At 60.6% G+C, this 14,222-nt stretch carries 16 protein-coding genes and 1 riboswitch; of the genes, 6 read left to right on the top strand and 10 right to left on the bottom strand.

Going from position 1 to position 14,222, the window contains the following annotated elements; translation table 11 throughout:
* The first annotated feature begins 24 nt into the window (after positions 1-24).
* On the top strand, positions 25-774 hold the full coding sequence (locus DG357_RS08345) for an SDR family oxidoreductase (protein ID WP_028012645.1): 750 nt from the start codon (positions 25-27) through the stop codon (positions 772-774).
* 1 nt (position 775) lies between these two features.
* Here DG357_RS08345 and DG357_RS08340 read toward each other — a convergent pair whose 3' ends face one another.
* Positions 776-1,279, bottom strand: coding sequence for a DedA family protein (locus DG357_RS08340; protein WP_088204978.1), 504 nt, complete (start codon positions 1,277-1,279; stop codon positions 776-778).
* Positions 1,280-1,433: 154 nt separating this feature from the next.
* Positions 1,434-1,603, top strand: a riboswitch (M-box (ykoK) riboswitch).
* Between the two features lie 60 nt (positions 1,604-1,663).
* On the opposite strand from DG357_RS08340, the gene DG357_RS08335 reads away from it, so the two are divergent.
* Positions 1,664-2,665, top strand: coding sequence for a magnesium transporter (locus DG357_RS08335; RefSeq protein WP_045630063.1), 1,002 nt, complete (start codon positions 1,664-1,666; stop codon positions 2,663-2,665).
* Here DG357_RS08335 and hpxK read toward each other — a convergent pair.
* The 7 genes from hpxK to hpxU all read right to left on the bottom strand — a co-directional run bounded on the left by hpxK (position 2,631) and on the right by hpxU (position 9,002).
* Entirely contained in the window at positions 2,631-3,893 is a 1,263-nt protein-coding gene (gene hpxK / locus DG357_RS08330; RefSeq protein WP_088204977.1) for an allantoate amidohydrolase, read from the bottom strand. The two genes, DG357_RS08335 and hpxK, sit on opposite strands and share 35 nt — an antisense overlap.
* Positions 3,890-5,131, bottom strand: coding sequence for a pyridoxal-phosphate-dependent aminotransferase family protein (locus DG357_RS08325; RefSeq protein WP_025912976.1), 1,242 nt, complete (start codon positions 5,129-5,131; stop codon positions 3,890-3,892). The genes hpxK and DG357_RS08325 overlap by 4 nt, the downstream gene beginning before the upstream one ends.
* A 13-nt stretch (positions 5,132-5,144) precedes the next feature.
* Positions 5,145-5,882, bottom strand: coding sequence for an amino acid ABC transporter ATP-binding protein (locus DG357_RS08320; RefSeq protein ID WP_008499843.1), 738 nt, complete (start codon positions 5,880-5,882; stop codon positions 5,145-5,147).
* Entirely contained in the window at positions 5,863-6,519 is a 657-nt protein-coding gene (locus DG357_RS08315; RefSeq protein WP_162497084.1) for an amino acid ABC transporter permease, read from the bottom strand. Before DG357_RS08315 ends, DG357_RS08320 begins: the two co-directional genes overlap by 20 nt.
* The gene (locus DG357_RS08310) at positions 6,519-7,184 is read right to left on the bottom strand and encodes an amino acid ABC transporter permease (RefSeq protein ID WP_041912033.1); all 666 of its coding nucleotides are present in this window, start codon (positions 7,182-7,184) and stop codon (positions 6,519-6,521) included. Before DG357_RS08310 ends, DG357_RS08315 begins: the two co-directional genes overlap by 1 nt.
* Before the next feature lie 4 nt (positions 7,185-7,188).
* Positions 7,189-7,971 carry a transporter substrate-binding domain-containing protein gene (locus DG357_RS08305; protein WP_028012640.1) on the bottom strand — a complete coding sequence of 261 codons (783 nt, stop codon included), beginning with the start codon at positions 7,969-7,971 and terminating at the stop codon, positions 7,189-7,191.
* A gap of 191 nt (positions 7,972-8,162) precedes the next feature.
* Complete coding sequence (gene hpxU / locus DG357_RS08300) at positions 8,163-9,002, bottom strand: MurR/RpiR family transcriptional regulator HpxU (protein WP_088204975.1); 840 nt, start codon at positions 9,000-9,002, stop codon at positions 8,163-8,165.
* Between the two features lie 143 nt (positions 9,003-9,145).
* Here hpxU and hpxW point away from each other — a divergent pair, with 143 nt between their 5' ends.
* Genes hpxW through hpxZ form a run of 4 tightly spaced genes read left to right on the top strand, consistent with a single transcriptional unit; the run spans position 9,146 to position 12,705 of the window.
* Entirely contained in the window at positions 9,146-10,729 is a 1,584-nt protein-coding gene (gene hpxW, locus DG357_RS08295; RefSeq protein WP_088204974.1) for an oxamate amidohydrolase, read from the top strand.
* Positions 10,730-10,739: 10 nt separating this feature from the next.
* Positions 10,740-10,928, top strand: a complete 189-nt coding sequence (gene hpxX, locus DG357_RS08290; RefSeq protein WP_028012637.1) for an oxalurate catabolism protein HpxX — start codon at positions 10,740-10,742, stop codon at positions 10,926-10,928.
* Positions 10,925-12,322, top strand: a complete 1,398-nt coding sequence (locus DG357_RS08285; protein ID WP_088204973.1) for an AtzE family amidohydrolase — start codon at positions 10,925-10,927, stop codon at positions 12,320-12,322. Before hpxX ends, DG357_RS08285 begins: the two co-directional genes overlap by 4 nt.
* Positions 12,319-12,705 (top strand): oxalurate catabolism protein HpxZ, encoded by a 387-nt coding sequence (gene hpxZ / locus DG357_RS08280; RefSeq protein ID WP_048960335.1) that lies wholly within the window; start codon positions 12,319-12,321, stop codon positions 12,703-12,705. The genes DG357_RS08285 and hpxZ overlap by 4 nt, the downstream gene beginning before the upstream one ends.
* Before the next feature lie 73 nt (positions 12,706-12,778).
* Here the strand turns inward: hpxZ and DG357_RS08275 are convergent, their stop codons facing one another.
* Both DG357_RS08275 and DG357_RS08270 read right to left on the bottom strand, forming a co-directional pair.
* A complete protein-coding gene (locus tag DG357_RS08275) occupies positions 12,779-13,069 on the bottom strand; it encodes a DUF6966 domain-containing protein (RefSeq protein WP_088204972.1) in 291 nt (96 codons plus the stop codon).
* Positions 13,066-14,217, bottom strand: coding sequence for a hypothetical protein (locus DG357_RS08270; RefSeq protein ID WP_088204971.1), 1,152 nt, complete (start codon positions 14,215-14,217; stop codon positions 13,066-13,068). Before DG357_RS08270 ends, DG357_RS08275 begins: the two co-directional genes overlap by 4 nt.
* Positions 14,218-14,222 lie beyond the last annotated feature (5 nt).

Raw genomic sequence — 14,222 nt, 5'->3', positions numbered from 1 at the left:
CCAGTGACATTTCAGGAGAAGAACATGGGTCGTTTAACCGATAAATATACGCTGATTACCGGCGGTACCAGCGGCATTGGTCTTGCCACCGCGCAGGCGTTTATCGCCGAAGGGGCGCGCGTCGCCGTGACCGGACGCAACCCGGACACCCTCGCCGAAGCAGAGCGCATTCTGGGCGATAAGGCCTGGGTGATTCCAACCGACGCAGGCGATATCGCGTCGCAAAAAGCGCTGGCGGAAACTCTCGCCGCTCGCTGGCCACGCCTGGACGCAGTGTTTCTCAACGCTGGCGACGTGACGCACGCGCCGCTGGAAGCCTGGCAGGAGGATGCGTGGGACCGCCTGATGGGCATCAACCTGAAGGGCCCGTTCTTTTTAATTCAGGCGCTGCTGCCGCTGCTGAATAACCCGTCGTCGGTGATCCTCTGCGGCTCCGTGAGCGCACGCATCGGCCTGCCCACCAGCAGCGTGTATGCCGCGAGCAAGGCCGCCCTCCTGTCGCTGGCGCGCACGCTGTCGGCGGAGCTGCTGCCGCGCGGGATCCGCGTCAACGGGTTGAGCCCCGGTCCGGTGGAAACGCCGGCATTTACGAAGACGGGCTTAAGCGAAGAGACGCTTAACGCGATGATGGCGGAGATCATCAAGCTGGTGCCGCTCGGCAGAATGGGCTCGACGACGGAGCTGGCAAAAGCCGCGCTCTATCTGGCGTCCGACGAGTCGAGCTACACGGTAGGAACGGAGCTGCTGGTGGACGGCGGAATGGGGAGTCTGTAATTCAAAAGGCGCTGATGCCGGTGACCGCACCGAGATACAGCGCCGCCCATGCACAGGCGGAAAGCAGGCTGACGACGTAAACTTTGACGGCGTTCAGCCTGAGCATCCCCGCCGCCAGCGGCACGACATAACGCAACACCGCCAGAAAGCGCGACGTAAACAGTACGATGACACCGTTTTTTTGCAGCTGATGCTGAACCCGTAAAAACGTAGCGGCATGCTTCGCCGTAAAGCGCGCGACAAGCCGGGTGTGCCCCATCAACTGGCCGATATGGTAGTTCAGCACCGAACCCGCCGTTGCCCCCAGCACCACGGCGAGCCACGCCAGCGCCGGGTGCATGCTCCCCTGGCTGACGCCGATGCCCGCCAGCAGCATCACCGAGGCGGGTGGCAGCACGGAGGAGATCAGCACCGTGGACTTGCTCAGCGCCATTACGAATAACAGCGCGAACAGATGTGCCGGATAAAGCGCAAAATGATTCAGCAGATTATCAAACCACGCCATTTTCCTTCCCCCGTTAATTAATCCTCCATTTAAAAGGAATAACCTTAAATAAACCCTCAACATTCTATTAATAAGATTTACCTAAACCTTCCTTAAACATTATTTAATTTCCTGAGCGATAAATTTAAACAAGCGTATTATTCCTCACGCTTTACAACGATCTCGTTATGGCGAGGCTCCTGTACAAATACACGTTATCGCTCTGGTGGGTTCGAGAGAACCGGCACAGGGTAAAACAGGCACTGTCGAATCAAGGCTTTGTCAGTATAACTTCCCTAGCGGGATACGGTGTACAGTGCTGAACCCAGGACGTGGGGATCTCCTTTCCGACATGCCCTGTCTTGCTCGCCCCTGAGAGATTTTATTATTCAAAGGGAATTCACTATGTCTTACGCTATTCACAACCACAACCTGGCATTCAATGACAGCGCGGTCGCGCAATATATGAATACCGATTTTATTGTCCTCGACGTTTCATTATGCGTGGCGCTGGCGCGCGAGCAATTCTTCGAAAAATTAAAAGACGATGATATTCCGTCGCATATTTTTATTGAAGACCATGGACGCCTCGCGGGCATGATTGCGGTACGCAAATTATTGCAGGTCACGGATACCGTGCAGCCAATTAAAAGCCTGATGATTTCACAGTTTTTGCAGGTCAAACCGGAAGATGAACGAGCCGATGTCGCCGGACTTCTGGCCCACGGCGACGCGGACGTCGTGCCGGTGGTGACCCACGGCAAGCTCGTCGGCTGCCTGACCGAGCGCGAAATCGCCCATCTGCTGGAAGATGACGTCACCGAAGACGCCCAGCTTCAGGGGGCGACGCTGCCGCTGGAGAAGCCCTATCTGGAAACCAGCGCCTTCAGCCTGTGGAAGAAACGCTCCGTCTGGCTGCTGCTGCTGTTTGTCGCGGAAGCCTACACCAGCTCGGTGATCCAGCACTTCGAAGAGGCGCTGGAGTCTGCCATCGCGCTGGCGTTCTTTATTCCGCTGCTGATCGGCACGGGTGGCAACAGCGGAACGCAGATCACCTCCACGCTGGTGCGCGCCATGGCGCTGGGTGAAGTGCATTTGCGCGACGTAGGCCGCGTGCTGCGCAAAGAGATGACCACCTCGCTGATGATTGCCGTGACGCTCGGTATTGCCGGGTGCATCCGCGCCTGGATGATGGGTATCGGGCTGGAAATCACGCTTATCGTCAGCCTGACGCTGGTATGCATTACGCTCTGGAGCGCGATTGTGTCGTCAGTGATCCCGATGGTGCTCAAGCGCTGCGGCATTGACCCGGCGGTCGTCTCCGCGCCGTTTATCGCGACGCTTATCGACGGTACCGGGCTGATTATCTACTTTAAGATCGCGCAGTATACGCTGGGGCTGGAGTAACGCGATCCGCCAGCTGAATCACCGCACGCGAAAACGCCTCAATCGCCAGCGCAACATCCTCAGCCATCACCGATTCCGCCGGGTGGTGGCTGACTCCGCCCCTGCAGCGCACGAACAGCATGCCCACCGGCCAGCGTTCCGCGATGGCAATCGCATCGTGGCCCGCGCCGCTGGGCAGCGACAGCGAGCGTCCCTGTACCGATTTTACGGCCTCCCCCAGCACGTTCTGCAGGTGCAGATCGCACGGCGTGGCGGCAATGCGGTAAAACTCCTCGGCGCTAAATGCCAGCCCGCGGCGCGATGCGATTGCCCGGGCATGTTCCAGCAGGTCGTTGAGCAACCTGTCCAGCGGTGCATCCTGCGGGCCGCGAATATCGAGCGAGAGCTGAACCTCACCGGGGATCACGTTGACCGCTCCCGGCAGACAGCGCAATTCCCCTACCGTCGCCACCAGGTTGCCGCCCTGCTGTCGGGTAGCGTTTTCAATGATAACCATCCACTCGGCGGCGGCGGCCAGCGCGTCCCTGCGGTGGTGCATCGGCACGGTTCCCGCATGTCCGGCCTCGCCGGTGAAGCGACAGTTCAGGCGACGGGCGCCGTTAATGGCTTCCACCACGCCAAGCGCGAGTGCCTCCTGCTCAAGGCACGGCCCCTGCTCAATATGCAGCTCGAGATAGGCGCTGAAATCTTCCTGACGCCTTGCGGCATGCGACACGCGGGCAGGATCGAGCCCCGTCTGGGTCATCGCCTGCGCCACGCTGATGCCGCTGGCGTCAGTTTTTTCCAGCCAGCCCTGCGGCCAGCTGCCCGTCAGCCCCCGGCTGCCTAACAGCGTAATGCCGAAGCGGGTGCCCTCTTCATCGCAAAAGCCGACAATCTCGATGGCCTGCGCCAGATGCATACCCTGCTGATGCAGGCTGTCCACCACTTCAATGGCCGTGAGCACCCCAAGCATACCGTCGTAGCGTCCCGCGTTGCGCACGGTATCCAGATGCGATCCGAGCAGCACCGCCTGCGCCCCTTCCTGCGCCCCCTCATAGCGTCCGCAGATGTTGCCCACGCTGTCCTGCCAGACGGTCATGCCCGCCTGGCTCATCCACTGCCCCACCAGCTGATTGGCCTGCTGATGCTGCGTGGAGAGATAGACCCGGGTCAGCGCATCCGGGGTTTCGCTGATGGTGGCCAGCGCGTCGGCGCGGGCCATCACCCGTTCTGCCGCCGGGCTCATTGCGGCGTCTCGCGGCGATAGTGGTCCCACGCGGCCTGCATCGCCGCACCCTGCGTGGTGGTGAATTTCAGGTAGTTCAGCACCGACTCCAGCGCGCTCAGGGTGGTCATCACGCAGTCCTTGCGCGCGTTGTAGCCCATGGTGCCGATGCGCCACACCTTGCCGTGCAGCGGGCCAAACGAGGTGCCGATTTCAATCCCGAAATCCTCCAGCATCAGCTTACGCACCTGGTCGCCGTTAACGCCCTGCGGGATGACCACGCCCAGCACGTTGTTCATCTTGTGCTTCAGATCGCCAAAGGTCTCCAGCCCCATCGCCTGAATGCCCTTCAGCAGCGCATCGCCGTGCAGCCTGTGGCGGGCGATGCCGTTATCCAGCCCTTCCTGCAGGATCAGACGCGCGCACTCGCGGGCGCCAAACAGCGCGGTGGTCGCTTCGGTGTGGTGGTTCAGGCGCTCCGGCCCCCAGTAGTCCATCACCATGCCGAGATCGAAGTAGTTGGAGTAGATCATCTCCTCATCGCCGTCGCGGTGGGCGTCGGTGCGAATGCCCTCCTCAACGCATTTGCGGCGGCGGATCGCCTCCTCCATGCGCGCGCTCAGGGTGATCGGCGACGTGCCCGACGGGCCGCCGAGGCACTTCTGCATCCCGGCCGAGACGGCGTCCAGCCCCCATGCGTCGGTCTCCAGCGCGTTGCCGCCGAGCGACGCGGTGGCATCGGTGTAAAACAGCACGTCGTAGCGGCGGCAGATGGCGCCGAGCTCGGCGAGCGGCTGCAGCATGGTGGTGGAGGTGTCACCCTGCACGGTCAGCAGCAGGCGCGGACGAATACGCTTAATCGCATCCTCCACCTGGTCCGGGGTAAACACCTCGCCCCACGGCACCTCGATGGTGTGCACCTCCGCGCGGCAGCGGCGGGCAATTTCGCACAGCAGGTGTCCAAAGCGGCCAAAGACCGGCACCAGCACTTTATCTCCGGGGCGGATGGCGGAGACCAGAATGGCTTCAATCCCCGCGCGGGAGGTGCCGTCCACCAGCATCGTCCAGCGGTTCTCGGTGCGAAACACGCCGCGATAGAGCGCCATCACCTCGTTCATGTAGTGGGTCATGGCCGGATCGTACTGGCCAATCAGCTGGCTCGACATGGCGCGCAGCACGCGCGGGTCGGCGTTGATCGGCCCCGGCCCCATCAGCAGGCGCTGGGGCGGGTTGATTTGCGGAAAGTGTGCGATATCCATTGTTAAGTCCTTATCAGTTGAGGCCGCGCACGGAGGAGATGAACTGCTTCAGTTCCGTGGTCTGCGGGTTGGCGAACAGCGTTTTGCTGTCGCCCTGCTCCCAGACTTTCCCCTGGTGCATAAACACCACGCGGTCGCCCACTTCGCGGGCAAAATTCATTTCATGGGTCACGAGAATCAGGGTCATCCCCTCGGCCGCCAGCTGCTCCAGCACCTTGAGCACTTCGCCCACCAGCTCCGGGTCGAGCGCGGAGGTGATCTCGTCGCAGAGTAAAACTTTCGGCGACATCGCCAGCGCGCGGGCAATCGCCACGCGCTGCTGCTGGCCGCCGGAGAGGCTCGACGGGTAGTAATCCAGACGATCGCCAAGCCCCACTTTCTCCAGCATGCGCTGGGCTAGTTCGCGGCATTCGGCGGCGCTTTTCTTCAGCACCCGACGCGGGGCGAGCATCACGTTCTCCAGCGCCGTCATGTGCGGGAACAGGTTGAAGCTCTGGAACACCATCCCGACCGAGCGGCTGATTTCGCGCGCCTGAGAATCCCGGTCGGTAATGGTCATGCCGCCCAGCTTGATGCTCCCGTCCTGATACCCTTCCAGGCCGTTGATGCAGCGCAGCAGCGTGCTTTTGCCCGATCCGCTGCGCCCGATAATGGAGATCACCTGGCCCATATCGATATCCAGATCGACGCCCTTGAGCACGTGGTTATCGCCGTAGTACTTCTGCACCTGATTAATGGTGATGAGAGGCATTGAATTTGGTCTCCAGATAGCGGCTGTAGCGCGACAGCGGATAACACAGAATAAAGTAGCCCAGCGCCACCAGCGCAAAGACCTTAAACGGCTGATAGGTCACGTTGGTCAGCATGGTGCCGGCCTTGGTCAGCTCGATGAAGCCGATAATCGACGCCAGCGCGGTACCTTTGATCACCTGCACCGCAAAGCCCACCGTCGGGGCGATGCCGATGCGCAGCGCCTGCGGAGCGACCACGCGAAACAGGGTCTGGCCGAAGGTCAGGCCCAGGCAGCGCGAGGCTTCCCACTGCCCCTTCGGCAGGGCGCGAATGCTGCCGCACCAGATATCGAGCAGAAATGCGCTGGTGTAGAAGGTTAACGCCAGCGAGGCGGCGGTCCACGGCGAAACGTCGATGCCGAACAGCGCCACGCCAAAGAAGGCCAGGAACAGCTGCATCAGCAGCGGGGTGCCCTGAAACAGCTCGATATAGCCGCGGATAATGCGCTTCACCGTGCACCCGCCCGTCAGGCGCAGCAGCAGGAGCGGCAGCGTTACCACTGCCCCGCCGACAAACGCCACCAGCGACAGCAGTACCGTCCAGCGTCCGGCCAGCAGCAGGTTGCGAATAATGTCCCAGTCGGTAAAGGTGGTCATCATGCCTGCACCCCCAGCCATTTGCGTCCTGCCGCCATCATCAGCTGGCGCAGGGTAATCGACAGCGCTAAGTAAATCCCGGTTGTCACCAGATAGACCTCAAAGCTCAAAAACGTTCTGGACTGGATCAGGTTGGCGGCGAAGGTCAGCTCTTCATACGAGACCTGCGACACCACCGACGAGCCGAGCATCACGATGATGCACTGGCTCACCAGCGCCGGATAAATGCGCTGCAGCGCGGGCGGCAGCACCACGCGAATAAACGTCTGCAGACGGGTCAGCCCCAGCACGCGCCCGGCCTCCCACTGTCCTTTCGGCGTGACCTGAATGCCCGCGCGGATAATTTCGGTGCTGTACGCGCCCAGGTTCACCACCATTGCCAGCAGCGCCGCCTCCCCCGCCGTCATCTTCAGGCCAAGATTCGGCAGGCCGAAGACGATGAAAAACAGCTGCACCACAAACGGCGTGTTGCGGATGATCTCCACGTAGCCGCCCCAGATCCGGCTGTACCAGGTGGTGCGTCCGCTGCGGATCGCCGCGCCGAAAATCCCGATTGCCAGCCCGCCGACGGTTGCCATTACCGTCAGCTGAATGGTGACCCACAGCCCCGCCAGCAGCTCCGGCCAGTGCGGCCAGAGGGCTGAAAAATCAAGTTGCTCCGTCATCGGCTCAGGCGCCAAGGTTTGCCGGCAGCGGGGCCTTCAGCCATTGCTCGGACAGGCCGTTCAGCGTGCCGTCCTTGATGCCCTGCTCAATCAGCGCATCCACTTTTGCCTTCAGGGCCGGTTCGTTCTTCTTCAGGCCGATAAAGCACGGTGAGTCTTTCAGCATAAAGCTCGGCACCGGGGCTTTATCCGCGTTCTGGCGCGAAATGGCCGCCACCACGAGGTTGCCGGTCGCCACGTACTGCACCTGGCCGGAGAGATAGGCCGAAAGCGTGGTGTTGTTGTCTTCGTAGCGTTTCACGTTGGCGTCTTTCGGTGCCAGGCCGGTCAGCACCATGTCCTCCACCGCCCCGCGCGTCACGCCGATGGTTTTTCCGCTCAGCGCGGCGGCGTCCTTCAGCTCGGCCCCTTTCGGGCCAAACACGCCGAGGAAGAACGGCGCGTAGGCGCGGCTGAAGTCGATCACCTTCTCGCGCTCCGGGTTTTTACCGAGGCTGGAAATGACCAGGTCCACCTTATCGGTTTGCAGGTACGGCACGCGGTTGGCGCTGGTCACCGGCACCAGCTGCAGCTTGAGCTTCATCTGTTTCGCCAGATAGCGCGCCATATCGATGTCGTAGCCCTGCGGCTGCAGATCGGTCCCTACCGAGCCAAACGGCGGGAAATCCTGCGGAACGGCAATACGAATGGTGCCGCGCTTCTCGATATCCTGAAGCTGGTCAGCCTTTGCGGGCATCTGAGTGAAGAGACAGGCGGCCCCGGCCAGTGCAATTAACAGTTTTTTCATGGTGCTTCCCCGTAACGTTAACATGAAACAAAATATTCTTTGAATGTGATTTTGCAACTAATGTGCCAGATAAGGCGAAGCGGGGAATTTTCTCTTAAAGCCTGATAAAACGCGGACGGGGCGAAAATACTCTCTATTTTCGCCCCGTTCAATTGCACCATTTCAATGCAAAGCACCAGTCTGATGCCCCATTATCGTTGTTCGAGTTCGTCCAGCTGCTGGTAGAGGGAGGCAATCTCGTGAATGCGCGGACGGCCTTTATCGAGAATGTCATGCAGGAAGGCGTTCGCCAGCAGGTTGATCAGGCTGTTGACCGAGGAGTAGCTGTCATAGGCGGAGACGCTGTCCAGCGGGGCGCAGAGATGCCAGCTCGCCAGCGGAAATAAGCTGTGGGCCTGCGGCTCGCACATCAGCAGCACCGGAATACCGCGACTCTGAAGCTGCTGCATCAGCGGACGGATGATGCGCGGGCGGCGGCGGAAAGCCATCATCACCACCAGATCGTCCGGCGTTAAGTCCACCAGCTCCTCGCTCAGGCTCTGGCCCGGCTGCGGCAGGACCAGCACCTGACCGCGCGCCTGCAGTAGCTGCTGGCGCAGGTGGAGCGCCGCCGGATAAGCGTTACGCATGCCGATAATGACGATGCGCCGCGCCTTGACCATGCAGGCCATGGCGTCGGCAAACTGCTGCGCGTCAAGGGCATTGACCCACTGGGTCAGGTTCGCCATCTCCTGCTTGTAGTGGCGCGCCAGCAGCGTGTTGCCCTGCACCGCGTCGCGGTTATCGGTGAGCGGCATCCCGCTCTGGCGCAGGGTGCGCAGCTCGTCGCGCATATCCTTATATTTCTCATAGCCCAGACGCTTAAACAGGCGGCTGACCGTGGCTTTCGACACCCCGCTCAGCTGCGCCAGCTCGGCGCTGTTGTAGCTGATCAGGTCGTCAAAATGGTCGAATATAAAGTCTGCCACCCGCTGCTCCTGCGGCGACAGCGACGGGTATTGTGCTTTCAGACGTTCATCCAGTTGTTCCATAGCGCCTCTGTAACTTTTGTTTCATCACATTATACCTTTCTTTATACGTATTCATTATACGTGCCAGTTTACTGAAACTTTTCTTTCAGAACTGGAACAGCTTTTGCAGCGCCTTGTGACTTTCAGTGTTACGAGGACTTCTCATGCAAAGCAACGTCTCCACGCACGGCATGGCCGTTGCGCCCCACCATCTTGCCAGCCAGAGCGCGCTGGCGGTGCTGCGCGAAGGCGGCAGCGCGATTGAAGCGATGGTCGCGGCGGCGGCCACCATCGCCGTGGTTTACCCCCACATGAACGGGCTGGGCGGCGATGGCTTCTGGCTTATCGTGCCGCCAGAAGGCGACCCCATCGCCATTGATGCCAGCGGCGCGGCGGGATCGCGCGCGACGCTTGCCGCCTACGACGGGCTCACGCACATTCCCCATCGCGGACCGCAGGCGGCGCTGACCGTCGCCGGCACGGTGAGCGGCTGGGACGAGGCGCTGAAGGTCTCCCGCGAGATGACCGGCAAGTCGCTGCCGCTGGCCCGCCTGCTGGCCGACGCTATTGACTATGCGCAGAACGGCACCCCGGTCACGGCCTCACAGGCCCATGCCACGGCCAGTAAATTCGACGAGCTTAAGGCCATCCCCGGCTTCGCGGAAACGTGGCTGGTGAACGGTAAGCCGCCCCAGGTCGGGAGCCGTTTTTACCAGCCCGCCATGGCCTCAACCCTGACGCGCCTGGCGGAGGACGGTCTGGACAGCTTTTATCGCGGCCCGCTGGCGAACGTGCTGGCGCACGGCTTGGAGACGCTGGGAATGCCCGTGACGCTGGCCGATCTTAACGCGCACGTTGCCCGGCGCACCGCGCCGCTGAAGTTGCAGCATCAGCAGGGGGAGATCTTTAACCACGCCCCGCCGACGCAGGGGCTGGTCTCGCTGGCGATACTCGGCATCACCGACCGCCTGAATATGGCGGAGGCCGACGACGCGGACACCATTCACCGCATCGTTGAAGCCACCAAGCTGGCCTTTGGCCTGCGCGATGCCCACATTACCGACCCGCGTGAGCTGAAAACCGAGATTCAGAAACTGCTGGATCCCGCCGCCCTGCAGGCGCTTGCCGACAGGGTTGACGACGGCCACGCCGCGCCGTGGGGAACCGGAAAAGGTCCCGGCGATACGGTGTGGATGGGGGTGATGGATAACAGCGGGCTTGCCGTGTCGTTTATCCAGAGTATTTATCACGAGTTCGGCAGCGGCGTGGTGTTGCCCGATACCGGCATCGTCTGGCAGAACCGGGGGGCGTCGTTCAGCCTCGACCCCGCTCATCTTCTGGCCCTCGCGCCGGGCAAACAGCCTTTCCATACCCTGAACCCGGCGGCGGCGCGTCTTAAGGACGGGCGCGTAATGGTCTACGGATCGATGGGCGGTGACGGACAGCCGCAAACCCAGGCCGCGCTCTTTACCCGCTACGTGGTTCAGGGCGTGCCCTTGCAGGAAAGCATTTCCCGCCCGCGCTGGCTGCTGGGGCGCACCTGGGGACAAACCTCAGACACCTTAAAACTGGAAGGACGCTTTAGCGCTGAGACGGTCGCTGAACTGCGGGCGCGGGGGCATGAGGTCGAACGCTTCCCGGACTTTAGCGAAGCGATGGGCCACGCGGGCGCGATTGTCCGGCACCCCAACGGGCTGTATGAAGGGGCGTTTGACCCGCGCAGCAACGGCGCGGCCGCCGGATACTGAGGAGAAAACAATGACGACACAACAACCCGACTGGCAGGCGTATCTTGCGCAAATGGAGTCCGTGCTCGGCGTGACGCTGGACGATGCCCGCCGCGCCGAGCTGCAGTTGCAGTTCAGCCGCATTGCCAGCATGGCCGCCCCGCTGATGGCGCTGCCGCTCGACGACCGTCTGGAGATCGCAGGAGTGTATAAAGCATGACGCTACACGAGATGAGTATCAGCGACATTCAACAGGCGCTGAGCGCGGGCGAGCTGAGCGCCCATGAGATTGCCCGCCAGACGCTGGAGGCGATTGGGCGCGTTAATCCGCAGATCAATGCCTGGACCACCGTGACGGAAGCACGCATGCTCGCCGAGGCCGAGAACATCGACACCCTGCGCCGCGAAAAGCGCCCCCTGCCGCCGCTGGCAGGCGTGCCCTACGCGGTGAAAAACCTGTTCGACGTTGCCGGACACACCACCCTCGCGGGCGCCGGGCTGTTCAGCCAGCGTCCCGCTGCGGCCGTTGACAGCTTCGCCGTGCGCCAGCTGCGCAGCGCGGGCGGGCTGCTGTCCGGGATGGTGAATATGGACGCCTACGCCTACGGCTTTACCACCGAGAACAGCCACTACGGCGCGACGCGTAACCCGCACGACCTGACGCGCATTGCGGGCGGGTCCTCTGGCGGTTCAGCCGCCGCCGTAGCCGCCGGGCTGGTGCACTTTTCGCTCGGCACCGACACCAACGGGTCGATTCGCGTTCCGGCCTCGCTGTGCGGCATCTATGGCCTCAAGCCCACCTTTGGCCGCCTGTCACGATCCGGCAGCCATCCGTTTGTCGCGAGCCTGGATCATATCGGCCCCTTCGCCCGCCGGGTGTGCGACCTGGCGTCCGTGTACGACGCGCTGCAGGGCCGGGACAGCAGCGACCGTTTTCAGGCAGAGAGCTCGCGCGAGCAAACGCGCCCCCTGCTAGACCGCGGGCTTGACGGCCTGCGCTGCGCGGTGCTCGGCGGCTACTTCACCACCTGGTGCGACGCACAGGCCAGAGACGCCGTGGCGCGGGTGGCGAAGGCGCTCGACGTGCAGGATGAGCTGCAGTTTCCGGACGCCGAGCTGGCGCGCTCCGCGGCGTTTATCATCAGCGCCTCCGAAGGGGGAAATCAGTACCTGCCCGCGCTTCGCCGCGAGCCCGAGCGCTTTGAGCCGCACTCACGGGAGCGACTGCTGGCAGGCGCGATGATCCCCTCCGCCTGGTATATTCAGGCCCAGCGGTTCCGCGCGCAGGCGCGGCAGGCGTTTCACGCGCTGTTTGCCCAGGCCGACGTGCTGATCGCACCCGCGACGCCGCGCAGCGCCACGCGGATCGGCGAGCAAACCATGGAGATTAACGGTCAGCCGCTCCCCATCCGCGCCAGCATGGGGATGCTGACCCAGCCGATTTCATTTTTGGGCCTGCCCGTGACCACCGTTCCGCTGCGCACCGCACATGGCGCGCCGATTGGCCTGCAGCTGATTGCCGCGCCGTTAAACGAGCAGGCCTGCCTGCGCGTCGCGCGCGTGCTGGAAGAGAGCGGCATCACCGATGCCCGCCCGGCGGAGGTTGCAGCATGATCAATCACGATGACATTAACCTGCCGTGGGTGGTTGCCGAGGTGACCGCCGCGTTTTATCGCTATGAAGACGCGCTGGTGAGTAACAACATTGCCGTGCTGGACGAGCTGTTCTGGCACGACAAAAACACGGTGCGGCTGGGGGCGGGTGAAAACCTGTACGGGATCGATGAAATCCGCGCCTTTAGGGCGGCGCGCCCGTCTGCCGGGCTTCAGCGGACGCTGCGCCACACCGTGATTACCACCTTCGGGGAGGATTATGCCGTGTGCAGCACCGAGTTTACCCGTGAAGGTACGGAGCGGATTGGCCGCCAGCAGCAGACGTGGGTAAGGTTTGCCTACGGGTGGCGCATTGTTGCGGCGCAGGTGAGTTTGATGGTGTAATGATTTGCTGCTCAGGGCGGGAAATCGCCCTGAGCGCTGTTTTAGCGATGCGCGTTGTAAGCAGTTATGCTAATTAACCTGCTTTTAACAAGCCGATGGCATGATCGAGTTGCTTGTAGAGTTTGTGTCTCAAATTTTCTAACTCGTCATTTTCTCGAATGAGAGGTATTCCATTTTTATGAAGAACAATATCGTTAAATGATCCCATTCCACCGTAGAGTTTTTTCAATGAGTAAATGGATGACTCATAATCAACATCGAGCTCGAAGCCCAGTTTTTCAAATGTTTTTGCCCATGAGTCCTCATCATTTGAGGACAGTATGGTGATGATATCAATTACCGTTTTCTTTATTTCATTTTTCATTTTAAACCGCCACGTCCAAGTATCTTAATGCCAGGTATTTTCCAGGGGGTAGGTACTATAACTTGCTCAGTTCCACCGGAATAAAGGTCTGTTTGATAACCTACCTTTCCAACATATACTTTTGTTCCTGCGGGTATTTGAATCTCATGATAGCTATCAAGAGGAGATTCACTTCCATTGGGCCATTTGGGTAGTAGCGCCTTATCTACCCTGGTTTGAAGTACACCCAGAGGTTGTTCATATCCGAAAAATTGACCTAATGGTCGCCCCTCAACACCACCTCTATAAAAACGTGTATCTGTTGATAGAGAGATCTCTTTGTATGTACCACTGGAAAAGGTTTCTGCTAGCTCTTTAGGTAATGGTCCGGGCTTTATCATCGAATATTCACCCTCAACTTTTCCCAGAACGTGGAGATCGTTTATCTCACCAGCAGCCCCTAATCGAACAAGACCAAGACCCGCAGCAACAGAAGCGCCAGCAATGATTAACCCTTTGTTGCCCATAACCTGATCGTAACCTGCTGGAGCATCGGCGCCTAGTTGCTGTGCGGTCTTATGAAACCCCTCTATGTTGCCGTTGTAGATGCCACCCGCCGCAAGAAGCCTTCCCGCGGCTTTGCTGTTTATGGTTTTTGTGGCCTGAGCGTGCTGTATCGGGGCATCGAAATAGTGCTCCTTAACGGTCGGAGGCGGCTTCCTGCCCTGGTGTTCGTTAAGGGCGTACTCGTAGATTTGACGCACAACCTGCGGGAAGCTCTCGCTGTAGGTATCCATGAAGCAGTCGTAAACCAGATTACCTTCGCCATCAAAGGAGAATGGATTGCGGAACTTATTCCACTTTTCCCCCGTGTCCACGCCGACCATCCAGCCGTGCTCAAGATTCCATCTCACTTCATCATAAAGTCCGTCATATTCGGAACGCTGCTTGCGTCTGTAGGGCTGCGCCGCGTGGCGATGGTGAACACCTTGCCGCCGTTTCGGGACGCTATTACGGTGAAGGAGATTACATTGATAGTCGTAATCCAGGTAATCCAGTTCGTAGAATATGCTCGCCATCTCCAGCGCTTCACGTGGCGTGAGGATGAACTGAATATTATCCGGCGCCAGTATTCGCTGGGCTTCCCATCTCATGTAGAGCGTGAACATCCGGT

This window comes from Enterobacter bugandensis, from assembly GCF_900324475.1.
Taxonomy (GTDB): domain Bacteria; phylum Pseudomonadota; class Gammaproteobacteria; order Enterobacterales; family Enterobacteriaceae; genus Enterobacter; species Enterobacter bugandensis.
The sequence above is the reverse complement of the archived record's forward strand: the minus strand, read 5'-3'. Positions and strand labels throughout refer to the sequence as shown.